Raw genomic sequence first — 22607 nt, 5'->3', positions numbered from 1 at the left:
CTATGACTGAGAGAAATATCGGTATTATTGGTGATGGCGGTACAGATAGAGCAATTTTCAAGAAAATTTGCGAGTGCATTTTATCTGATCCAAATGACGATAGTTGCACACTTATCTTTACAGAACTAAAAAGACAGACAATTCATGACTATGTTGATAGATATTGTAAAGAAATTAGAAAAACTAATGATGTTTGCTATTTAACAGGAGAACAAGCCTCACAATTTAGAAAATCAGTTACCAATACTCTTTATGCTGCTTTCTCTGAATTTGAATCTGAGATTGGAGTAATTAACAATAAAGATATTCTATTGCTAACTACTGATAGCGAAACTGTACTGGCTAATCCTGATGATTATTTTAGAGATTGGCGATTTAGTATATCCAAGATATTATGGGGCAGTATAGAAGAGTTTTATCGAGCAAAAGCAAGAGATGGCTATGCCCATGAATACTTACCCTTTGTAATTCCAGTTGTGACATTTCCTTCTACTGAAACATTTGTAGTTGCTGCTAAAGATATGATAAAAAACTATGGGAAGAAGCCTAGTGAATTGAAACAAGCTCTCTATGGCACAACTAATTTGCAAACTCTTCGAGAAGAAGATCTAAAAGCAAAGGCTTTAGACTTTATTACACCCGACAGTATAAGCAAAATTTTTAAAGACGTACCTGAGTCTCGAGCTTTTATTCAAATGCTATCCTTTGGTAGGTAGCAGCCAATCATTTTAGTTCCTCTAACCACACAGCTTGAGGAGCAAAGCCCCTAAATAGCATCACAATGGGTGACTAACCACAAATTAAGATCGTGATCGTATAGTGTGGATTTTTGCTCGATAGTCTGGGTCATAGGTTTAGGCGATGCGATACAGCATTAATCAAGTATATCCCAAAGAACAAGGGGCTTAAGCCCCTTGTCTGAATCTAACTATTCAATCCCATCAAGAGGCGCAAAGCCTTGACGCTGAGTATTTTCGGTGATTGACCTTGGCTCTAGGAACTGCAATAGATAATCGCGTCCGCCAGCTTTGGAACCGATACCGCTTAGCTTGAAACCGCCGAAGGGATGGCGATCTACCAATGCGCCTGTGATGCCGCGATTGATGTAGAGATTGCCCACTTCAAATTCATGATAGGCGCGTTCGATATGAGAAGGAGTGCGCGAATATAAGCCGCCCGTGAGCGCGAAGTTTGTACCATTGGCGATCGCTAATGCCTCATCAAAGCTCTGTGCCTTGATTACCGCTAATACGGGACCAAAGATTTCCTCTTGGGCGATCGCACTATCAGGATCGACATCGCTAAAAATCGTTGGTGGTACATAGAATCCGTGATTGGGAACTTCACCTTCAAAGGCAAGTTTGGCGGTTTCTTTGCCCTTAGCGATGTAATTGAGAATGTTCTTTTGGGCGGCTCCATCGATTACAGCGCTGAATTTGGTGTCAGGGAGATGGGCTTCACCAACTTTTAGCGATCGCGTGGCTTCCACCAGACGCTCTAGGAAGTTGTCGTAAACAGGTGCGAGAACGATCGCTCTCGAACAAGCGGAACATTTTTGACCAGCAAAACCGAAGGCGGAGTTCATTACGCCTACTACGGCTTGATCGAGGTCGGCGCTTTCATCAATGATGATGCCATTTTTGCCACCCATTTCGGCAATCACGCGCTTCATGTGTTTCTGTTTGGAGCGTAAAATGGAGGCTTCGGTGACGATTTGACAGCCGACTTGTTGGGAACCTGTGAAGGCGATCAGATGTACATCGGGATGTTTGACTAAATGGGAACCGACAGTGGAACCTTTGGCGGGAAGATAGGTAAATACGCCTTGGGGTAAGCCTGCGGCTTGGAGAACTTCAGCGATTTTTGCGCCAATTACCGAGGACTGTTCGGCGGGTTTGAGAATTACCGTATTACCTGCGGCGATCGCTGCCACGCTCATTCCCAAGGCGATCGCAAAGGGAAAGTTCCAAGGCGAAATCACAACTACCACGCCGCGAGGTTGATAGATGTAAGTATTATCTTCCCCTGGGATATTGCGCTGTACACCGCTTTCAATCCGTTCCATTTCCTTAGCATAATAGCGACAGAAATCGATCGCTTCGGAAACTTCGCCATCACCTTCGCGGATTGGTTTGGCGACTTCCCAACAAATCCATGCAATTAGTTCTTCGCGCTTCTCTTCCATGATGTCAGCAGCTTTGCGGAGAATATCACCCCGTTCTTTAGCGCTGAGTTTCTTCCATGATGCGAAGGCGTTTTTGGCAACTTGAACCGCTTCTTCCGCTTGTTCGATACTGGCGAGACCGATTTTGCCGACTACTTGGGAGAAGTTGGCAGGATTGACCGATTCCACATAGTTATCGGTTTGCACAGCTTGACCATTGATGATCGGCAAATAGGTTTTACCAAGTTGGCGGCGAACCTGTTGTAGAGCAGTTTGGGCAGTTTCCCTCTCTTCATTAATCGCATAGTCGCGATCGCTAGCATTCACAAACCCATCAAATATATTCAGAGCAGGTGCGCCATTGTAATTCGCATCCCGTTCCGTCATCACAGGCGCAGCAATTAATTTGCTGATATCAACACCTTCACCACTAATTCTCAAAAAGGAACTATTGGCGGTATTTTCCAACAGGCGGCGAATCAGGTAAGACATTCCCGGAATTAAATCACCAAAGGGACAGTAAACGCGCACCCGATAGCCCATATCCGCGATCGCCTTGGCAAATTTATCACCCATGCCATAAAGACATTGAGTTTCAAAGGCGCGACTGGGGATATTTAAGGTTTGGACAATAGCGATCGCCTTAGCTAAAGATCTGGCATTATGGCTACCGATCGCCGCATAGAGATATTGATGATTTTCTAAGAGAATCTGAATCAAGCGCTCGTAATTAGCATCAGTAGAAACCTTATCGGAGAAAACTGGCAAAGCCCAACCCTGCTGATAGGAACGAATCGTTTCCCGATCCCAATAGGCTCCCTTGACTAGGCGCACCGTCACAGGCTTACCGCGCAACTTTGCCCATTCTACTAAATCGCGTAAATCCTGCTCACTGTCGCGCAAATAGCCTTGTAATGTGATTCCGACATCCGTGCGATCGCGGAACTCTGGTTCCATTAAAACTTGTTTGAGAATCTGCAAGGTGAGTGATTTGAATTCATACTGCTCCATATCAAAATGGATGCCACAGCCCAAAGCCTGTGCTTTACGCAATAAAATCCTCGCTGGTTCGCTGACTTTCTCTGTGGTTTTTACGGGATCAAGAGGATCGAATTGGGAATAGAAAGCACTCAATTTCACAGAAACTTGAACCCGCTTGAGTTCTTCACCATCCGCCTTATCAATCTGATCAATCAAGCCCCAAGCCTTCGCCTTACCCGACAAATCCTCCATCATCGCAATATAGCGATTGAGATATTCACCTGCCTCTACTTCGCTAATCACTGCCTCACCGAGCAAGTCCATCGTAAAGGCAAAGCGATCGCGCCGCAGCTTCTCAATGGATTTAGTCGCTTCTGACAAGTTCTCACCGCAGATATAGCGCTTAGCGAGGGTTGCCACTGAGGTCGAGAGTGTAGTCGCTGCTGCCGTTGCAGGAATTGAATTGGGATTGTCAGTACTGAAATTCAATAAAGCCCGCAAAGCAGGAACTTCCACCGCATCACTAGCAAGATATTCCTGCATATGCCGCGCAATCTCGGCTTTACTCTGCAATGCAGGCAAGCAATCGATCAACCTAAATAATTGCACGCGCAAACCTTCATTTTCCATTGTCCAAGCCATCAGCTTGTCGTCAAGGCGCAATTCATCCTTAAGCTGAGATAACTTCGACCAAAAAGAACCTTTCTCATTGCCACTTAAAATCTTCTTGGCGATTTCCTGTGTCTTGGCGTCATATTTTGAGACATCAAGGGAAGTATCAAATTTGTTGTTAGAGCTTGTATTTGCTCGCTGTGTTGGGCTAACCACTGCTGTAATCCATAAACCTTGCAATCAATCAGTATAGCTAGTAACCATCCTGAACTTATCTTAAGCTTTTTTATTGGAAGTCAGAAACTTAGAGGTACTGATTCGCTCTATACAAAGGTTAGCAGCGATCGCTATAGTTTAAATTTTAAGTTAAATTGTAGAGAAGCCATGACAGAAAGAGGCAGTAATATTATGCGGATCGCAGATACTTGCAACCTAGTTATACTTATTAGAAAATTCTAAAAGTAGTACCCTACTATAATAAAATTCCAGTTTATAGTGGTTTTTAGCAATTATTCTTGGAGCTTTTGCTGTGAGCGAGTCGTTAGTTGAAGTTACTTTTGCCCTAAACGATCCTAGTTTGGATGAATATGAGCAACAAGAGTTTGCAAAAAAATTGCTAAAACAGCTACGAGAGCAAGGTGATGCTGAGACTGTAGAACGCAGTGATGACCTAAATATTGAATTAGGAAGCAAAGGTGGGCTAGATAAGCTAGTTGGGGTGCTGACGGCTGAGGTTAAGTTTAGCAACGTGGTTAAATTTTTTGGGTTTGTGGGCGAGAAATTTGCAGAGAAACCGATTAAGGTACATGTCAAAGTTGGCGATCGCGAAGTAACGATCGAAGGCACTGGCGAAAAGGCGATCGCCCAAGCCAAGGAAGTAGCCGCAGAATTGCAAGCGCTTTTGAGTGGAGATGCTGCCAATGGCTAAGAAGGCTCTACTGATTGGGGTGAGTCAGTATGAGGCGGGTTTGCCACCCCTTGCGGCTGCGCCGAAGGATGTGGCGGCGATGCAGCGCGTGCTGCAAGATTCTGAGCTTGGGGCTTTTGATGAGGTCAAGACGCTGATCGATCCTGATTTAGAGAAAATGCAAACAGCGATCGATTTGTTATTTCAAAGTTGTCAAAAGGGGGATTTGGGTTTGCTCTATTTTTCAGGGCATGGGATTACGGATGATAGCGATCGCCTATATCTGGCAACGCGCCGCACTAGTAAGGATACTTTTCGGTCTACGGCGGTATCGGCGAGTTTTATTCAGGGCATTATGCGCGATCACAGTTATCAACGTCAGCACGTTTTGATCTTGGACTGTTGCTATAGTGGGGCATTTGCGGAAGGTTGGCTGGCTAAGAGTGCAGATATCAATCTGAAGCCTCAGCTTGAGGTGGAGGGGAGTGTGGTTTTGACTTCTTCAACTTCGACGCAAAAATCCTATGAGGACAAGGAGGGGGAACTATCACTTTACACAAACTATATCGTGCAGGGGATTGAGTCGGGGGCGGCGGAGTCTGATGGTGATGGGATGATCTCGGCGGATGAGTTGCATGAGTATGCTAAGCGTCATGTGCAGTCGGCTAAGCCTGCGATGAAGCCAGAGATTTATGGAATTAGGCAGGGGATTAAGATTTGTCTTGCTAAGGCAAGGGTTGACGCGAAGTTGGAGTATCGCCGTTTGGTGGAGAGATATGCTGAGAATGGCGAAATATCTTTTGTGGGTCAGGATATTTTGGAGGTGCAGCGTGAGCGGTGGGGTTTGTCAGATGGGGTGGCTATTGCGATCGAGAATGAAGTTTTAGAGCCAGTTCGCCAGCGTTTTAAGAATTTGGAGCGTTATCACAGAACTTTAGAAAAGGCAGTGAAATATCAATTCCCCTTATCCAAAAATGTTAGTGACGAACTTAAGGATTTGCAAGAGGTATTAGGCTTACGAGATGAGGATGTTACTCCGATTCTAGAGCGTGTGATTACTCCTTATGCCACAAATAAGGCTCAAAGACAATCTGTTATCAAAGGTTTAGTAGCAGTATCTAAACTAAAGGCTGCACAGGAAATCAAAAAGCAAAGTGAGTCTAACATCAAGAAAAAATCTGTCGTACAGATAGAACAGCCAAAGAAAGAACTGTCAGATCCGTCTGAGTTCTTATTTCGTTTATCTAGACGGGAGTTTATAACAACTATAGCTGGTCTTTCGGGCATAAGTGTGGTGGCTTTTGCTGCGACTAGAGGTAAACCCTCAACACCTGAAACAGCAATAACCCAGAGTCCTAGTGCTTCAACTTCGCCCATAGCATCACCAACTATTATCAAAGAATCACCTACAACTTTACCAACTTCTACAACTTCGCAAACTTCTAGTCCTTCTTCTATAGATACACCTAAATCATCAACACCAAGTCCTTCTCCTATAGATACACCTAAATTATCATCACCAAGTCAACCACAAGACTTTACAGTTGACCTTGGAAAGAATGTGAATCTGGATATGGTCTATATTCCTGGCGGTAAATTCACAATGGGCTCGCCCCCTGAAGAAAAAGGCAATGAAGATGAGCGTCCACAAATTAAAGATGTCAATGTTTCGGCTTTTTATATGGGTAAGTACGAAGTGACACAAGCCCAGTGGCAAGCAATTATGGAGACTAACCCTTCTAGCTTTAAAAACAACCCACAAAATCCTGTGGAAACTGTGACTTGGGATGATGCTCAAGAGTTTTGTAAGAAAATATCACAGAAGACAGGACAAGAATTTAGATTACCTAGTGAAGCAGAATGGGAATATGCCTGTCGCGCGGGAACAACTACTGCTTACTCCTTTGGTGATAGTGATTCATTGTTAGGGAAGTATGCTGTATATGAACGTAATTCGAGTTCAAAGCCAAATCCTGTCGGACAGAATCGGGAACCAAATCCTTGGGGACTATATGACATGCACGGAAATGTATGGGAATGGTGTCAGGACAGATACGAAAAATACGGCGGTGAAAGCGACTTGATTCGGAGAACTGGTAAACCTGTCACAACAACGAATAATAATAAGTTTCGTCTTCGTGTGCTACGAGGTGGTTCGTGGTCCAACAGTGCTCGGGATTGTCGTTCGGCAAGTCGTTTTTCCCATGACGCGCACCTTTCGTGGTTCAACCCAATTGGTTTTCGGGTTGTATGTGTTTTGCTATGAAGACAAACTTATCTATTCTGCACTTCATCTCTTTCTTTACCCTTCTTTATCAGCCCTATTAGCCGTCAGGCGATCAAATTTTTTTTGAGATAAATTGAAGATACGATTTTGACTGAAAAATCATCTGTAGGGGTTTTGCATTTGCGCCACAATCTCCAAACTCCCCACCACAATCTCAATTTGCAAATGCAGAACCCTCTCCGCTTTCACCGATAGATTTTCCCTGCGTTTTGAGATTGAGGGTAAAGCATTCCCAAATTAAGAGGATTTGAGAATTCATAAATCTCTGCGGGAATGCTTTACCCCTACATCTGGGAATCACGAAAATTCAGCATGGTATAACAACTCTCGCGATAAAATTAGAGAAATAGAAAGCTAAGAAAAAAGAAAAAGTTTAAAATAGTGATTAACCTAAAAAATTAGGAGACTAACCCATGAACATGACACAACAAGAACTATTCAAAGCCTTCGATTCATTACCCATCGAAGCCCAACGCCAAGCCCTAAACTTCATCGCCTTCTTACAACAAACATACGCCCCAGTTACAGTCTCTCCCAATATTGCGGTCAAAAGCTCAGATATCAACGCACAGCATCAAAAACTAACCCTTAATGACCTAATATCCACTCTTCCTAATAACTTTACATATCCTGACGATGTAACGGACTTCATTGAAAGCGAACCACTAGGGCGCGAACTTCTATGAATATCCAAAGAGGTGAAATTATCAGAATTAATCTTAACCCAACCCAAGGCAGAGAACAGGCAGGAAATGCTCGCCCCTGTTTGGTCATCAGCCATACGCAATACAACCAAAAACGTCAGGGAATAGTAATCGTTCATCCCATTACCAGCACGATTAAACCTGAAATCAAAATGATGATTCCTATTCCCGAAGATTGTAAAGTAAAGGGTTCAGTTATTGCCGAACAAATAAGAACCCTCGATCTCAATCAGCGCTGGTGGAAAACAACTGGAGAAATTTTGCCTGAAGATTTCGTTGATTTAGTTGTCCAAACTTTTAGCGTTATCATCAGCTAAACAGAAAAAGAGGAGATAGAACAATGGATCGAGTAGAACGTTATCGTCGGATCGTGCGTACTTTTCTAGAAGAATATGCCCAAGAAAGCGTCTCACCTAATGAAAACGTTACTGCTGAATTAGTATTTGATGAAAAACGCGATCGCTACTTATTAGTTCATGTTGGTTGGCAAGGCGCAAGGCGAATTTACGGCTGTCCTATGCAGATTGATATCATTGATAACAAAGTTTGGCTACAACATAACTCTACTGAAGTATTTGTCGATCAAGAACTCATTGCTAGAGGCATACTCGAAGACGACATGGTATTAGGACTACAATCACCTCGCATCCGTGAACTAGTCGCCGCAAAAAAAAATGCAATGGTTGAGTCAATTCCTTTTAGAAATTAGGTCAATTGGATAAGAAAGCAACAAGCAACTACTTCTTCTTGTTCAACCAAAGTTCCAAATCAGCAACACTCTCAAAATCCAAAATAGCCTCAGCAAGACTCTCTAAACGGGGAATCTGTAGCCTTGCAATCCTTGTATGCAGCTTTGGTGGCAAAGTCCCAAACTTGCGCGTCAGTAAACGCAAAATAATAACTAACAATCCCTGCTTACGTCCTTGAATTTCACCTTCTTCACGTCCTTTTTTTAGCCCTTTAAGCTCACCTTCTCTCAAAATTGCCTGATAAGTTACAGACTCTTCCATGATATCTCTCCTTAAAATTTGCTTAATAATAGTTTCGTCTAAAACCAAACCTGCCAACACATACGTGGCTGCGGATATAGTTTCACGTTTATCCTGATCAGAAATTTGATCAATTTTTAGAGCAATATCTTGCAGCAAAATTTCTTTGTTCGTCTCATTCACCAGTATAGCAAACGGCAACATTCCCACATATTCTAAAAATTTGGCAACAGGTTGTTCCCACAATCGGATGACTTCAAACCTGTGATAAGTAGAGTCATCTTGAAACTCTTGCTGAAAAACTAAATTTGAGCTTGTCTCTCTCAGGTAAATCACGAATTGGCGGATCTTTTTATCGGGAAAACGCCTTTTGCCACGTACCCAATAGTCCAGCATCCGAAACGGAATTTGCGGGTCAGCTTTGGTTTGAAACTCCAAATGTAGCAGCAGACCTTCAGCTTCCAGCAAAATCAAACTATCCGCACGAATTGGCTCAACCGCTAACTCTTGAGGTTGTACTTGGGTAAGTTTAATCGACTCACCGAGTAACCATGAGGCAATGTCGCTAGAGTAAGTTTCAGCATAAATAAAAACCCAAGAAAAGAATTGCGGTGCTTCGCACCGCAATTCTTTTCTTGGGTTTTTACTAGAGTCACCAAACTTGGCTGATTTAGAAGCAGAAGAGATAGAATAGAACCTATGTTTACCATGTCTTAACCTGATGTCAGACACACTTACGGTGGAAGCATTACCGATTTTGGCGATCGCACCAGCCCAACTTTTACGGGGAAACGGGATTTTAGCGCAACTCCCGAAATATTTGTCACGCTATGGGAATAAAGCTCTAGTCATTGCTGGGGAAACCGCAGGTCAAGTTACTGCAAGCTATTTCCAAAGTACCGATCGCGAAATTATCCACACACCAGCGATCGCCGATTGCAGTGATGAAAATTTAGCGATGCTGCGTCGCCTCGTGCAGCAGGAAAATCCCCATATAATTGTGGGTGTTGGTGGTGGCAAAGTCCTTGATACTGCGAAATTAGTTGCTCATCAATGCCAGTTGCCCATTGTCACCGTGCCGACCACGGGCGCAACCTGTGCCGCATGGACAGCCCTCAGCAATGTCTATGATGCCCATGGAGCCTTTGACTATGATGTGACTCTAGATCGCTGTCCTGACATGATGTTTGTGGACTATGACGTAATCGCGACTGCTCCCAAGCGCACCCTCGTTTCAGGCATTGGCGATGCGATCGCTAAATGGTACGAGTCCTCCGTCAGTAGTGGCAGTAGTGAGAAAACGATGGTCATCGCCGCCGTACAAGAGGCAAGAATCCTGCGTGATATTTTGTTTCAAAAGTCTGCCGAAGCGATCGCGAATCCTAACAGTCAAGCATGGCGTGAAGTTGTCGATGCATCGGTCTGTCTAGCGGGAGCGATCGGTGGGATCGGCGGCGCTAATTGTCGCACTGTTGCCGCCCATGCAGTTCACAATGCGTTAACTCACCTGCATCAAACCCACGGCACATTACATGGCGAAAAAGTTGCCTATGGCATTTTGGTGCAATTACGTCTAGAGGAATTTCAAGGCAATCAACTCGCTGCTTCGTCGCGTCATCAATTGCTGAAGTTTTATCAAGAGATTGGTTTACCGACTACCCTTGCCGATCTTGGCTTAAGTCAAGTCACCCTCGCCGAATTAGAACATATTGCCGAGATCGCCTGTCAGCCCAATTCTGATATTCATCGCTTACCCTTCACGGTTTCCCCTAGCCAAGTTCTGGCGGCAATGGTTTCTACTACCAGTCCAATTACCGCCACCGTTTAAATAAAAAGCCTCGCAAAGCGAGGCTTTTTATTTAGCGAACACTGGGTAATTCAATTTCGATCGCCTGTTGTTGCATTTTTTTGAAGACGTTATAAAAGCCATTGGCGCGAGATGGCGTAAGGCTAGCGACTAAGCCAGTGTCTTTAATAAAATCGGGGGTGAGCAACTCAATTTCTTTTTGGGTTAAGCCGCCCATACAGACCGAGAGCAAACCGACAAATCCTTTACTAATCAACGCATCCGAGTCCCCTGCAAATACGACTCGCTCGTTGCTATCTAATTTCGCTACCACATATACCTGTGATACACAGCCCTGCACTTTGTTCTCAGGGGTTTTAAGAGTTTCGGGAAATGCTTCGAGTTTCTTCCCGTATAAAATCAGTTGCTCATAACGTAGCTTCGGATCGGAGAGCCTCTGAAATCGCTGGACAATGCGATCGATGGCTTCAGGTAAATGGGTCGGGCTTGACATTAGCTTTGGAAATATTTGGAAATGATTTTCAAGATTTAGACAGAAAATCTTAGAGCTATTCCAGTTTAAAGGATCTGATCGCATCTTGTGGGGCGATCGCCCTATCTGAGAATAGTTTTTGCCTTAGGCAAAAACTATTCTCAAGTTTGAACCTTTTGACTCGAAGCAAATGTCTAAATCAGCGTAAATCGTTAAACAGTTAATTAAGGCGATCGACATCATGAAAAGCTTCATTCTCCCAATCCTTGCAGCTACATCAGTGCTCAGCACCCTCAGCCTGATGAGTCCAAGCTCCGCATCCGCAGGTCCGATCCATGAACGCCAAGTTAATCAACAGGAGCGCATCTATAAGGGTGTGCAACAAGGCACAATTAGCCCATTGGAATATAAAAAATTAGAGGCAAGAGAGGCAAAAATTGCTGCTCAACGTCGTGTTTATCTCAAGGATGGTGATTTGAGCGGTAAAGAAGCTGTCCGTTTGACCAATGCTCAAAATCGTACTTCGAGAGCAATCTATCGCGATCGGCATGACTAAGAGTAACTGTGAGCTTCGCGGACACTTACTCTTTTAGCGAAATTTTTAAAAGTGTTGCTTCGCAACACTTTTAAAAATTCACTGGGTTGCACTTGAACATAAAGGGGTATATTTGCGGGGTGAAATCCGAATAGAGACAACGGTTAGCTGTTATGACATATCAGTACAATATGATGAGAGTAAACCGTAAAGATAAACTATGATCCCAACCGTAATTGAACAGTCTGGTCGTGGCGAAAGAGCCTTTGACATTTTTTCGCGTCTACTGCGGGAGCGGATCGTATTTTTGGGGCAACAGGTTGACGACAGTATTTCTAATATCATCGTTGCTCAGTTGCTTTTTCTCGAAGCCGATGACCCCGAAAAAGATATTTTCTTGTATATCAACTCCCCTGGTGGTTCTGTGACCGCAGGTATGGCTATTTACGATACGATGCAGCACATTCGTCCTGATGTTTCCACAATTTGTGTGGGCTTAGCGGCGAGTATGGGTGCTTTTTTGCTCACTGGTGGCGCAAAGGGCAAAAGACTATCTTTGCCCCATACAAGGATCATGATTCACCAGCCCCTTGGTGGCGCACAGGGACAAGCGACGGATATCGAAATCCAAGCCAAGGAGATTCTATATCACAAGAATCGGCTCAATGAATTGATGGCTTTCCATACAGGACAGCCGATTGAGCGCATTGCTGAAGATACTGATCGCGATTTCTTTATGGCTCCTGATGAAGCTAAAAATTATGGGTTGATCGATGAAGTTGTGACGCAACGCCCAAAATTTGAAGTCGCAGCATAATGTTTTAATAAAATGGCTCACAACGTGAGCCATTTTATTTTTTATATTGGTCTATGGTTTACAACTGGCTAAGCCAGATTGGAAACAACTATAAGGTGTGTGTAGAGGATAGTTTATGAAATTGTTTGGTACAGATGGCATTCGTGGTCATGTTGGGAGTTTTCTAACGGCTCCACTGGCGCTAGAAGTTGGAATTAGTGCAGGCAAGATTTTAAAAGAGCGGGTTGAGCTTGATCGAGCTATAAATCAGAGCAAAAGCGCAAATGTAATTGCGATCGGGCAAGACTCGCGGACATCGGGTGATATGCTCTCATCGGCAATTTCCGCAGGGTTAACGGCAGCGGGTTGGGATGTTTGGCATATTGGGCTATGTCCTACGCCTGCGGTTGCCTATCTGACTGCCAATTCTCCTGAAATATTTGGCGGTGTGATGATTTCCGCGAGCCATAACCCACCTGAAGACAATGGCATTAAATTCTTTGGGGCAAATGGGGCAAAACTATGTAGTGAAACGCAGCAGGCGATCGAAAAACTTTTAGAATCACGGCTTCATGCTGATCTGGTTAATTCCTCTACGGATTGGGGCAAATATCACGAAAAGGCGCATTTAATTTCTGATTATCAAGAGTCTTTGCAATCCTCGATCGCTACAGATTTAAATGGCATCAAAGTTGTCCTCGATCTCGCTCATGGTTCAGCAACTCGCGTTTCCCTAGAAGTATTTCGCAACTTAGGCGCAGAGGTAATTTGCTTACACCAAGAACCCGATGGCGATCGCATTAATGTTAATTGCGGCTCTACCCATCTTGAACCATTACGAGCGGCGGTGAAGGAACATCAAGCAGATATGGGCTTTGCCTTTGATGGTGATGCCGATCGCGTCTTAGCCGTTGATAGCAATGGTCGCGTCGTTGATGGCGATTACATCCTGTACCTGTGGGGACAGGAGTTGCTCGAAAATAATCAACTCCCCAACAGTGCAATCGTCACCACCGTGATGGCAAATCTCGGCTTTGAACGCGCATGGCAAAAACTTGGTGGTAATTTAGTCCGCACCGATGTGGGCGATCAATATGTCCATGCAGAAATGGTGCGATCAGGTGCAATGCTCGGTGGTGAACAATCAGGACATGTCCTATGTCGGCATTATGCCGTTAGCGGTGATGGGTTACTTGCAGCATTGCATCTTGCGGCTCTAGCGAAACAAAAAGCCCCTCTCGCTGAACTTATGGATCAAAGCTTCCATCCCTATCCCCAATTGCTCAAGAATGTGCGCGTCGAAGATCGGGAATTGCGCCGCAATTGGCAGACCTGTGATGCTTTAGTACAGGCGATCGCTTTAGCTGAACAGGATTTAGGCGATCGGGGTCGGATTCTAGTCCGAGCCTCTGGTACAGAGCCGTTGATGCGCGTCATGGTAGAAGCTGAGACTCTTGATTTGGCGCAGCATTGGACAAATAGTTTGACAGGACTCATTGAAAAGCAGTTTGTCAAAGCTTAAAAACCTATAGCGCAAGCTGAGCCTGCGCTATAGGTTTTAGTTTTTTATAGTAAAATCTTGAGTCTAACCAAGTATTTTTATAGCAATGCAAATACAAGTAGCGGCGCTTCGTGCTGCTACTTGTATTTTAGGTTTTATGTCCGAAGCAAACCTTTGGTTGCTATAGATAGTTTTTTAAAAAACTTTCTAGTGGAGGGCTAGCCTCATGCGTCATGCCCAAGAATCCATCCATTATCCTGACAACTTGCTGGCTGAGATCATGGATAGCTTTGATGATCTCATCTGGTCATTGGCTTTGCCCAGTCTCGCGGCGCTATATTTCAATACTGCGGCTGCCGAAATTTATCAATGCTCCTGTAATGATCTGCTGGACAATGGTTATTTATGGCTGGATCTGATAGCCATTGATGATCAGGCGAGAATGCAACGGGCGATCGCTCAAGCTCAAAAAATAGGCTCATCTCAAATTACCTATCGTATTCAGCCGCTTAATGGGGAAATGCGCTGCTTCTCTGCAAGGTTAAAAGTATTCAAAGATTCTTCAGGAATTCCCATTCGTCTAGATGCGATCGCCAATGAGATTAGCGACATTATTGGTCTCCAAAACTCGGCTTACACAGTCCGAGATATCACCCATAATCTTCAGCAACCCCACAAGACCCCCTATATAGAAGGAGTAATCTTCCAAAGTGAGAGCAACTATCGCCAGATCGTAGAACAACAAAGTGATCTAATTTTGCGATCGCTTGCGGATACCACGATTACCTTTGCGAATGAAGCTTTATGTCGAATGCTGGGCGGCAGTCTAGAAAGTGTGATTGGAAAAAGATGGATTGATTTTGCTGATCCCGATGACTTGCAAAATATTTTATATGGTTTGTCCACTCTCTGTCCCGAACAGTCTAGCTTTATTGCCGTAAATCGCGATCACCGTACTAACAATCAAATTGGTTGGACGCAATGGATCAATCAAGGGATTTTTAACGACCAAAGAGAACTAGTTGAGATTCAATCCGTAGGACGAGATATCACCCCCCTTAAGTTATCAGAGCTAGCACTGAAACAACTTAATGAAGAACTAGAAATGCGAATTGAGCAGCGTACTGCGGATTTGCGCGAAAGTGAATCTCGGAATCGGGCGATTCTCCAAGCCCTTCCAGATCTGTTATTGCTGCTTAAGCCAGACGGAACTTGTGTGCAGTGTATTCTGCCCTCAACCTACGACAAGTCAAAATATGTTCCCATCAAACATCATATTTCTGAAGTTTTATCCTCAGAAACCCTAGCAGCCCAACTGCAACTATATGAGAAGGCGATTGCTACAGGTGAAGTCCAGATTTATGAGCATCAACTCACTAAGTTTGGCAAAACTGTATATGAAGAAGTGCGGATTGCCCCTTACTGTGATGATGAGCTATTGGTGATTGTGCGTGATGTGACCGATCGCCAAATAATCAAGCAACAACTGCAAAATCTCACTGATCGCTTAACCCTAGCCCTGAAGTCCGCCGCGATCGGTATTTGGGAATGGGATATTGCTCACAATTGCCTCTTTTGGGATGAGCGCACCTATGAACTTTATGGAGTTAATCCCGAACAATCAGCTGATGCTTATGTAGCTTGGGCAAGTCGTGTTCATCCTAGCGATCGCCCATTTGCCGAAGCAGCCGTACAAAAGGCTCTTAATGGTGAACAAGATTACGAACCCGAATTTCGGATTGTCTTACCCGACGGCAATATTCGCTATCTCAAAGCCTATGCCTTGGTGCAGCGCAACGATCAAGGCGAACCGCAACGCTTTGTTGGGATTAATTTTGATATTACAGCGCGGAAGTTAGCCGAAGAACGTTTACTAAAAAGTGATACTCACCTCAAAACCGCTCAACGGATTGGCAAAATTGGCAGTTGGGAATATGAGATTGATACGGGTATTCTCACATGGTCAGATGAAGTTTTTCGTATTTATGGGCTAGAACCTAGCGCCTATCCCCCAACCTATGAGCAATTACGGCTCTATATTCATCCAGATGATTGGGAACATTTTGACAAGGTTGTACAAGCTGCGGTGCAATTGCATCAATCCTACGATCTTGAGCATCGGATCATTCACCCCAATGGCACATTGATCTACGTGATGGCTAGGGGTGAAATGATTTATAACAGCTCAGGTCAATTGACTCACATTATCGGTACAGCTATGGATGTTACAGACCAAAAGCTTGCTGAAGCTGAGTTAACTCGTAGTCGTGATTTGCGGGAAGCCCTGTTTAATGAATCCACTGATGCACTGTTTTTGGTTGATCCTCAAACATTACTCACCATAGACTGTAACCATCCCGCCGTAAGCCTCTTTGCTGCTTCTAGTAAATCAGAACTCATTGGCATTGAAGGACATACACTTCAGCGATCGCAATTTTCAGACTTAGAACTCGAAGAGATTAATTTAGAACTAGAAACTAAAGGTTTTTGGAGCCGAGAACTTGAATATGTAACCCTTAAAGGTGAGTACTTTTGGGGCAATCTTGCCGTTAAGTCCATTACGGTGGGAGGGCGCACGATTAACCTAGTGCGAGTAACTGATATTAGCGATCGCAAACTCGCCGAAGCCAAAATCATCCAAACAGCTAACCAATTAGCCAGTACTAATCGTGAATTAGAATCCTTTAGTTATTCTGTCTCCCATGATCTCAGAGCGCCACTGCGTCATATGCATGGATTTGTCAATGCTCTACAACAACGTCTAAAAAGCCATGAAGCTCTAAATGACGCTAAGGTAGCTCACTATCTGCAAGTAATTGAGAAAAGTAGCCAAAAGATGGGATATCTCATCGATGGGCTACTTACTCTATCTCGCTATGGTCGGCGACCACTAGAGTCAACTGAGATCTCAATCCGCACCCTAGTTGATGAAGCGATCGAGATCATTCGTACCGATCCTCATCACAATCCATTAGTCGAATTTGCGATCGGTGAATTACCCACTTTAGTTGGCGATCCTACACTTTTACAACAAGTTTTCCACAACCTGATTGGCAATGCCGTAAAATTTAGTCGTAACCAACCTCAACCTTACATTCAAATTGATAGCTTGCCAGATCAAACCGTTAGAATTAAAGACAATGGCGTAGGCTTTCAAATGGAATATGCAGATAAACTCTTTGGTGCTTTTCAACGATTGCACAATGAAAGGGAGTTTGAAGGCACGGGCATTGGCTTAGCGATCGTGCAACGGATTGTTCAACGTCATGGCGGCTCAATTTGGGCTGAAGGGCATCCAGATCAAGGAGCAACCTTTTTTATAAAACTCTAGAACTAGTCGGCGCAACGCGCCACTTAGTCCCAACAATTCTTATAGTCTAATCTAATGGTCTAAATACATATGGAACCTACTCAAATTCTGCTTGTTGAAGATGATCCTAATGATGTCGAACTAATCCAAATAGCCTTGGACAGCTATAACTTTGTCAATCAAATAAATGTAGTGTCAGATGGCGAACAGGCGATTCATTATTTATTTGGGCGAGATGGGCAACCACCCACCCAGCCTTTGCCTAGGCTAGTGCTTTTAGACCTCAAAATACCAAAAATCAATGGTATTCAAGTTTTAGAAATGATTCGTAAATCTCCGCGTACTCGTAATCTTGTGGTTGTTGTCATGACCTCATCAGGCGAGAACCGAGATTTAAAAGCTTGTTATGATCTAGGTGTCAACAGTTATATTGTCAAACCTTTAGATTTTCAACAGTTTGTAGAAATGTCTCAAAAAGTAGGGTTTTACTGGATGATGCTAAATCAGATACCGACAATTGATTAACCTGATTAACGTCATAGCTGTCGCCAAGCTTATTAAGAAATAAACTACCAAAAGAGAAAAGTGGTGCTTTTCTCTTTTGGAACAAATGAAAGCGGCGCTTCGCGCCGCCTTCATTTGTTTGGTTTTTATGAATGGCGACAGTTCTAAAAGAGGCTTTGGAGACCAAATCCCTACATTTTTTGTACAGGTCTTAAGGCATAAAAACCAAGAAGTGAGTGACGGCGCAAAGCGTCGTCACTCACTTCTTGGTTTTTGGTTTGTACTAGCAACTTTTTTTGCTATAGGAGCTTCCAAGCCCCTAATCTCTGCGGTAGTCCTAAAAAGGAAAGGATTTATGGTGGTAAGGATGGGCGGCGCTTCGCGCCGCCCATCCTTACCTATTTAGCACTACCATCTCTGCTTCTACGTAATATGAATTGATATTATGAATGTCTCTACTTAAGAGAGCAAGAACCCAATTTTTAGTGGCGCGGCGAAGCCGCGCCACTAAAAATTGGGTTCTTAATTAAATCGCAAAGAGATAAGTACTGTTTATTTAAGTATTTTTTTAGATATACTTTGGTAAGCAAGAACTATTGACTAAATACTGAACTAATACCAAATCACAAAATGCATACACCATTTTGTGATTTTAAAAAACCCCTTATAGGGTTTATTTTTTAATTCATAAAAGTATGTCCATACTTTTGTGAATTAGTACAAGCAGTTGCAGGTAGTTGAGAATGATTACAAGCAAAACTCTAAATCTATATCTTTGCGTCTGTAAACCATGAGAAACTTGATGTCAGAGTTGGGAGAATCGGAAAAATTAGAAGGGCAGCGCTCGCTGCGTATTTTGATTATTGAAGATGTGGAGGCAGATGTAGAGCTGACACTATTAGCTCTTGAATCATCAGGTTTATATTTTACCTATGACACCACAGCTACAGCGATCGAATGCCAGAAGCTTTTGCAAGACAAAAACTATGATGTCGTTTTGTCAGACTATCGACTACCAAGTTTTAATGGGTTACAAGCTTTTAGTTTTCTCAAGCAATCAGGACAAGATATTCCATTCATCTTGATTACGGGCAGTTTAGGGGAAGAAGCCGCCGTTGAATGCATCAAAGCGGGAATGACTGATTATGTGTTGAAGGATCGGTTATTTCGGTTGCCTAGTGTTCTCCAGCGTGCTTTACAAGAATTTGAGTTGCGTCGTCAACAAAAAGCAGCGATCGCCCAAATCGAACAGCAAGCATGGCGCGAAACTATTATTAATCGTATTGTTCAATCCATGCGAGAGACTCTCGTTCTAGCAGAGGTACTGCAAACAACAGCGGATCTGTTACAAGAAGCTTTAAATGTCACTCATTGTTTAATCTTTCAGCCAGATAATTCGCAGCGAATGCGGGTATGCTATGCCAGTAAAAAGAATATTGATCCTGATCAACTTGTCATTGGTTTGTCTTGTGAGTTTTATATCCATTATCAAGATGTTTTGATCCAAGGAAAGCAAATTCCTATTCATCAAATTAGTGATGATCTTCCAGAAGAGCTAAGACACTTGGCAGAACAGTATAATATCCAGTCTCTTTTGATCACATCTCTGTTGTATCAACAAACTTATTTAGGTGGAATTAGTTTATATCAATGCGATCGCATACGCATTTGGTCTGACAATGAGCTATCACTCGTTAAGGCGATCGCTGATCAATGTGCGATCGCGATCCATCAGTCAGAACTCTATCAAAATGCTCAATCAGAACTAGCCGAGCGCAAGAAAATGGAAGCACAGCTACGTCATGATGCTTTTCATGATTCGTTAACAGGCTTACCAAATCGTTCCTTATTTTTAGATCGCCTCAACCATGCTTTACAACTATCCAATCGGCGCTTATTTCTGAATTCAGGCAATCTCCCTGAGCAGTTTGCAGTTCTCTTTTTAGACTTAGATCGATTTAAGGTAATCAATGATAGTCTTGGGCATTTGGCAGGTGATCAGTTATTAAAGATTGTGGCAAAACGTCTAGTTGGCTGTCTGCGTGGGGGGGATACGGTCGCAAGACTAGGGGGTGATGAATTTGTGATGTTGCTAGAAGAGATCGAAGATATTAATGATGTAATCGAGGTTGTAAATAGAATCAAAGACTCATTGCAATTACCAGTAATACTCGATGGCAATGAAATATTTATTAGTACAAGTATTGGCATTGCTCTCAGTTCTTCTGACTATACGCAACCAGATCAATTGCTGCGTGATGCGGATACAGCCATGTATCGGGCTAAGGAACAAGGTAGAAATCGATATGAAATATTCAATCCTGCGATGCATACGGAGGCTCTCAAAAAACTCAGACTAGAAAATGAGTTACGTCGAGCTATTGAACGCCAAGAATTGCGAGTACATTACCAACCAATTGTGTGCTTACAATCACGACAAATATTGGGCTTTGAAGCTCTAGCGCGATGGCAGCATCCTGACCAAGGATTGATATATCCTGCGGAATTTATTCCACTAGCGGAAGATGCAGGACTAATTGTAGATATTGACTTTTGGGTGTTAGAGAAGGCGTGCTTTCAGCTAAGAGCATGGCAGGAGCAGTTCCCGATCGCTGCTAACTTAACCATGAATGTTAATTTATCAGCTAAACAGTTTTCTAAGTCGGATCTATCTAGTCAAATCGAGAATATAATCCAAAAAACGAAGCTAAACAACCATAATTTGAAGATAGAAATAACGGAAAGTATATTAATCGAAAAAACTTCTTTAGCAGCGCAAATCTTAGGTGAATTAAGTGAACAGAGTATTCAAACTTGCATTGATGATTTTGGTACGGGTTATTCTTCGTTAAGCTATTTGCATCGATTTCCAATTCATACGCTCAAGATTGATCGCTCCTTCATCAACCAACTTGATCATCATCCTGAAGATGGGGAAATCGTAAAAGCAATTATTGTTTTGGGAATTAATCTGGGCTTAAATGTAATTGCAGAAGGGATAGAAACTTCTGAGCAGTTGGACTGTCTGAGAAATTATAATTGTGAAGCGGGGCAGGGATACTATCTATTTGCGCCTTTAGAAGCGGAGGCGATCGCTCCCCTATTAGAATCCATGTCAAAATAGAATAGGCGCATTGCACCTATTCTATTTTTTGATTTTTAAAAAGCGATCGCCTGTTCCAAAGTACTGACATTCACCAATTTCAAGCTGGGAGTCGTGCGTTTCACTAGTCCTGTCAAAACTTTGCCTGTGCCAACTTCGATTACTTGTTCATATCCTTGTGCCGCAAGATACAAACAGATTTCGCGCCAACGCACTGGGGAAGTCATCTGTTGAGTAAGGCGATCGCGCAAAAGCTGCCCAGAAGTCGTAGCATCATTTGGCTCTACATTGGAAATGACAGGAATTGTCGCTTCATTAAAAATCGTCTGTTCAAGAATTGCCGTAAATTTAGCGGATGCATCCGCCATTAGAGGAGAATGAAATGCACCACTTACCGCCAAAGAAATCGCTCTCTTAGATTTGACCTGTTCACAAATTGATTTTACCGCCGCTTCTGTTCCTGAAATCACGGCTTGATCGTTGCTATTATCATTAGCCAAAATTACGTTTTCAGTTTGGGCGATCGCAGTTTCTAAGGCAGTGCGATCAAATCCAAGCAGAGCAGTCATTGCACCGCCACTTGCCTCTGCCATCAGGAGCGATCGCTGCTTCACTAATTCCAAACCTGTGGCAAAGTCCACTACACCCGCACAATAGAGCGCACTATATTCTCCCAAACTATGCCCTGTTACTGCATCTGGTTTTGCGCCTTTTGCTTTCAATATATCAGCAAGAATTGCCGAAATTACATACAAACAAGGCTGGGTAAATTCGGTTTTGGCAAGTTCCTTCGCGTCCGTCTGGGATTTTTCTAAAATCGACCATCCCAAAATTTGCTCGGCTTTATCAAACTTATCCTTGCCTACTTCCGCAAGATCTAAGCCCATGCCGACAGCCTGAGAACCTTGTCCAGGGAATACCCATACATTTTTGGTCATTTTTATAAAATGTTTATTAAGCTTTGGTTACATTTTACAGTTTAACGCCATGTGAACCCTAAGGGACTTTTGGAAAGTGTTGCAAAGCAACACTTTCCAAAAGTCCCTTAGTTTGCGTTTGAGCGCTAAACTAGGGCAAATAATACAAGTAGCGGCGCGAAGCGCCGCTACTTGTATTTTGGGTTTGCTGTAGTCACTTACATTAACCTGAGTTCGGGTTAATTTTAAACTGGCTCCTAGAGAGGGTTCGCGCTGCGAACCCTCTCTAGGAGCCAAAACAGTAAAAGCCTCGCGAAGCGAGGCTTTTACTGTTTTGGCTTTTACAATTTTGTAGCTTATCCCGAACTCACGTTACATTAAGGCAAATAAACCCAAAAAGCGAATGGCAGCGCGAAGCGCCTCCACTCGTCGTCATTTTTTGTTGTGGTATTAGACTAATTAATAATATATTTTTGCCATTCGTCATGATTTCCTGATCGCAGATATTTCGTCACCTCGAAATGCAACCCACTGTGGGGACGACGTGGCTGCTTGCGTAGTGGCATCGAAGCTTCTTTAGGAGTACGATTGCCTTTTTTGACATTACAACGTACACAAGCAGTAATAATATTGTCCCAACTATCACCACCACCACGCGATCGCGGCAAAACGTGATCAAGAGTTAAATCATCACCTGTATGTCCACAGTACTGACAGGAATGAGAATCACGGTGGAGAATATTACGACGGGTAAGCGGAATTTCTTTGTAGGGAATGCTGATATATTGCAGCATTCGGATCACAGTGGGCAATGGCATCCCAGGATAAATCATTTTGCCATTATGTTCTACTTGCTCAGCCTTGCCTTTTATAACCAACACAATAGCTCGCTGCCAATTTGTAATGTTCAGCGGTTCATAGGATGCATTTAGTACAAGGACTTTTGCCATTACCATTAAGCGAACTTACAAGAGATGCTACCACAGGTAGCCAAAAATCAGCTAGATAATTCTATATA

At 43.3% G+C, this 22607-nt stretch carries 18 protein-coding genes; 13 read left to right on the top strand and 5 right to left on the bottom strand.

Annotated elements, in window-relative coordinates; all coding sequences use genetic code 11:
• Positions 1 to 2 precede the first annotated feature (2 nt).
• A complete protein-coding gene (locus ABM313_RS21720) occupies positions 3 to 716 on the top strand; it encodes a hypothetical protein (RefSeq protein WP_434685209.1) in 714 nt (237 codons plus the stop codon).
• Between the two features lie 212 nt (positions 717 to 928).
• Here the strand turns inward: ABM313_RS21720 and pruA are convergent, their stop codons facing one another.
• Entirely contained in the window at positions 929 to 3973 is a 3045-nt protein-coding gene (pruA, locus tag ABM313_RS21715; protein ID WP_434685208.1) for an L-glutamate gamma-semialdehyde dehydrogenase, read from the bottom strand.
• Positions 3974 to 4286: 313 nt separating this feature from the next.
• Here pruA and ABM313_RS21710 point away from each other — a divergent pair, with 313 nt between their 5' ends.
• From ABM313_RS21710 to ABM313_RS21690, 5 genes are all read left to right on the top strand, one after another.
• On the top strand, positions 4287 to 4685 hold the full coding sequence (locus ABM313_RS21710; protein WP_434685207.1) for a hypothetical protein: 399 nt from the start codon (positions 4287 to 4289) through the stop codon (positions 4683 to 4685).
• Positions 4678 to 6930: a caspase, EACC1-associated type gene (locus ABM313_RS21705; protein WP_434685206.1), complete on the top strand. Its 2253-nt coding sequence runs from the start codon at positions 4678 to 4680 to the stop codon at positions 6928 to 6930. The genes ABM313_RS21710 and ABM313_RS21705 overlap by 8 nt, the downstream gene beginning before the upstream one ends.
• Positions 6931 to 7364: 434 nt before the next feature.
• Complete coding sequence (locus ABM313_RS21700; protein WP_434685205.1) at positions 7365 to 7637, top strand: hypothetical protein; 273 nt, start codon at positions 7365 to 7367, stop codon at positions 7635 to 7637.
• Positions 7634 to 7972: a type II toxin-antitoxin system PemK/MazF family toxin gene (locus ABM313_RS21695; protein ID WP_434685204.1), complete on the top strand. Its 339-nt coding sequence runs from the start codon at positions 7634 to 7636 to the stop codon at positions 7970 to 7972. Before ABM313_RS21700 ends, ABM313_RS21695 begins: the two co-directional genes overlap by 4 nt.
• Positions 7973 to 7995: 23 nt before the next feature.
• Complete coding sequence (locus ABM313_RS21690) at positions 7996 to 8364, top strand: XisI protein (protein ID WP_434685203.1); 369 nt, start codon at positions 7996 to 7998, stop codon at positions 8362 to 8364.
• Between the two features lie 28 nt (positions 8365 to 8392).
• On the opposite strand, the gene ABM313_RS21685 is transcribed toward ABM313_RS21690, so the two are convergent.
• Positions 8393 to 9376, bottom strand: coding sequence for an Rpn family recombination-promoting nuclease/putative transposase (locus ABM313_RS21685; protein ID WP_434685202.1), 984 nt, complete (start codon positions 9374 to 9376; stop codon positions 8393 to 8395).
• Between ABM313_RS21685 and ABM313_RS21680 the strand changes: the two genes are divergently transcribed.
• Entirely contained in the window at positions 9366 to 10472 is a 1107-nt protein-coding gene (locus ABM313_RS21680) for an iron-containing alcohol dehydrogenase family protein (protein WP_434685201.1), read from the top strand. The genes ABM313_RS21685 and ABM313_RS21680 overlap by 11 nt on opposite strands.
• 31 nt (positions 10473 to 10503) lie before the next feature.
• Here the strand turns inward: ABM313_RS21680 and ABM313_RS21675 are convergent, their stop codons facing one another.
• The gene (locus tag ABM313_RS21675) at positions 10504 to 10944 is read right to left on the bottom strand and encodes a SufE family protein (RefSeq protein WP_169362930.1); all 441 of its coding nucleotides are present in this window, start codon (positions 10942 to 10944) and stop codon (positions 10504 to 10506) included.
• Between the two features lie 220 nt (positions 10945 to 11164).
• Between ABM313_RS21675 and ABM313_RS21670 the strand changes: the two genes are divergently transcribed.
• The 6 genes from ABM313_RS21670 (at position 11165) to ABM313_RS21645 (ending at position 20693) form a co-directional block, all read left to right on the top strand.
• The gene (locus tag ABM313_RS21670) at positions 11165 to 11479 is read left to right on the top strand and encodes a hypothetical protein (protein WP_434685200.1); all 315 of its coding nucleotides are present in this window, start codon (positions 11165 to 11167) and stop codon (positions 11477 to 11479) included.
• Between the two features lie 199 nt (positions 11480 to 11678).
• Positions 11679 to 12275 carry an ATP-dependent Clp endopeptidase proteolytic subunit ClpP gene (clpP, locus tag ABM313_RS21665; protein ID WP_434685199.1) on the top strand — a complete coding sequence of 199 codons (597 nt, stop codon included), beginning with the start codon at positions 11679 to 11681 and terminating at the stop codon, positions 12273 to 12275.
• 115 nt (positions 12276 to 12390) lie between these two features.
• Positions 12391 to 13776 (top strand): phosphoglucosamine mutase, encoded by a 1386-nt coding sequence (glmM, locus tag ABM313_RS21660; protein ID WP_434685198.1) that lies wholly within the window; start codon positions 12391 to 12393, stop codon positions 13774 to 13776.
• A gap of 205 nt (positions 13777 to 13981) precedes the next feature.
• Complete coding sequence (locus ABM313_RS21655) at positions 13982 to 17086, top strand: PAS domain-containing protein (RefSeq protein WP_434685197.1); 3105 nt, start codon at positions 13982 to 13984, stop codon at positions 17084 to 17086.
• Between the two features lie 69 nt (positions 17087 to 17155).
• A complete protein-coding gene (locus ABM313_RS21650; protein ID WP_434685196.1) occupies positions 17156 to 17590 on the top strand; it encodes a response regulator in 435 nt (144 codons plus the stop codon).
• Positions 17591 to 18359: 769 nt separating this feature from the next.
• The gene (locus ABM313_RS21645; RefSeq protein WP_434685195.1) at positions 18360 to 20693 is read left to right on the top strand and encodes an EAL domain-containing protein; all 2334 of its coding nucleotides are present in this window, start codon (positions 18360 to 18362) and stop codon (positions 20691 to 20693) included.
• Between the two features lie 35 nt (positions 20694 to 20728).
• Here ABM313_RS21645 and fabD read toward each other — a convergent pair whose 3' ends face one another.
• Together fabD and ABM313_RS21635 are read right to left on the bottom strand one after the other, a co-directional pair.
• Positions 20729 to 21610 carry an ACP S-malonyltransferase gene (gene fabD, locus ABM313_RS21640; protein WP_434685194.1) on the bottom strand — a complete coding sequence of 294 codons (882 nt, stop codon included), beginning with the start codon at positions 21608 to 21610 and terminating at the stop codon, positions 20729 to 20731.
• Between the two features lie 434 nt (positions 21611 to 22044).
• Positions 22045 to 22539, bottom strand: coding sequence for an HNH endonuclease (locus ABM313_RS21635; protein ID WP_434685193.1), 495 nt, complete (start codon positions 22537 to 22539; stop codon positions 22045 to 22047).
• Positions 22540 to 22607 lie beyond the last annotated feature (68 nt).

The sequence above is a fragment of the Pseudanabaena minima str. Chao 2107 genome, assembly GCF_051131155.1.
In the GTDB taxonomy this organism is placed as follows: domain Bacteria; phylum Cyanobacteriota; class Cyanobacteriia; order Pseudanabaenales; family Pseudanabaenaceae; genus Pseudanabaena; species Pseudanabaena minima.
The sequence above is the reverse complement of the archived record's forward strand: the minus strand, read 5'-3'. Positions and strand labels throughout refer to the sequence as shown.

Excerpts from the sequence above, each read along its gene's own strand:
- ABM313_RS21720 (WP_434685209.1), top strand. The coding sequence starts at position 3 with ATGACTGAGAGAAATATCGGTATTATTGGTGATGGCGGTACAGATAGA.
- ABM313_RS21705 (WP_434685206.1), top strand. The coding sequence starts at position 4,678 with ATGGCTAAGAAGGCTCTACTGATTGGGGTGAGTCAGTATGAGGCGGGT.
- ABM313_RS21700 (WP_434685205.1), top strand. The coding sequence starts at position 7,365 with ATGAACATGACACAACAAGAACTATTCAAAGCCTTCGATTCATTACCC.
- ABM313_RS21695 (WP_434685204.1), top strand. The coding sequence starts at position 7,634 with ATGAATATCCAAAGAGGTGAAATTATCAGAATTAATCTTAACCCAACC.
- ABM313_RS21690 (WP_434685203.1), top strand. The coding sequence starts at position 7,996 with ATGGATCGAGTAGAACGTTATCGTCGGATCGTGCGTACTTTTCTAGAA.
- ABM313_RS21680 (WP_434685201.1), top strand. The coding sequence starts at position 9,366 with ATGTCAGACACACTTACGGTGGAAGCATTACCGATTTTGGCGATCGCA.
- ABM313_RS21675 (WP_169362930.1), bottom strand. The coding sequence starts at position 10,944 with ATGTCAAGCCCGACCCATTTACCTGAAGCCATCGATCGCATTGTCCAG.
- ABM313_RS21670 (WP_434685200.1), top strand. The coding sequence starts at position 11,165 with ATGAAAAGCTTCATTCTCCCAATCCTTGCAGCTACATCAGTGCTCAGC.
- clpP (WP_434685199.1), top strand. The coding sequence starts at position 11,679 with ATGATCCCAACCGTAATTGAACAGTCTGGTCGTGGCGAAAGAGCCTTT.
- glmM (WP_434685198.1), top strand. The coding sequence starts at position 12,391 with ATGAAATTGTTTGGTACAGATGGCATTCGTGGTCATGTTGGGAGTTTT.
- ABM313_RS21655 (WP_434685197.1), top strand. The coding sequence starts at position 13,982 with ATGCGTCATGCCCAAGAATCCATCCATTATCCTGACAACTTGCTGGCT.
- ABM313_RS21650 (WP_434685196.1), top strand. The coding sequence starts at position 17,156 with ATGGAACCTACTCAAATTCTGCTTGTTGAAGATGATCCTAATGATGTC.
- ABM313_RS21645 (WP_434685195.1), top strand. The coding sequence starts at position 18,360 with ATGAGAAACTTGATGTCAGAGTTGGGAGAATCGGAAAAATTAGAAGGG.
- fabD (WP_434685194.1), bottom strand. The coding sequence starts at position 21,610 with ATGACCAAAAATGTATGGGTATTCCCTGGACAAGGTTCTCAGGCTGTC.
- ABM313_RS21635 (WP_434685193.1), bottom strand. The coding sequence starts at position 22,539 with ATGGCAAAAGTCCTTGTACTAAATGCATCCTATGAACCGCTGAACATT.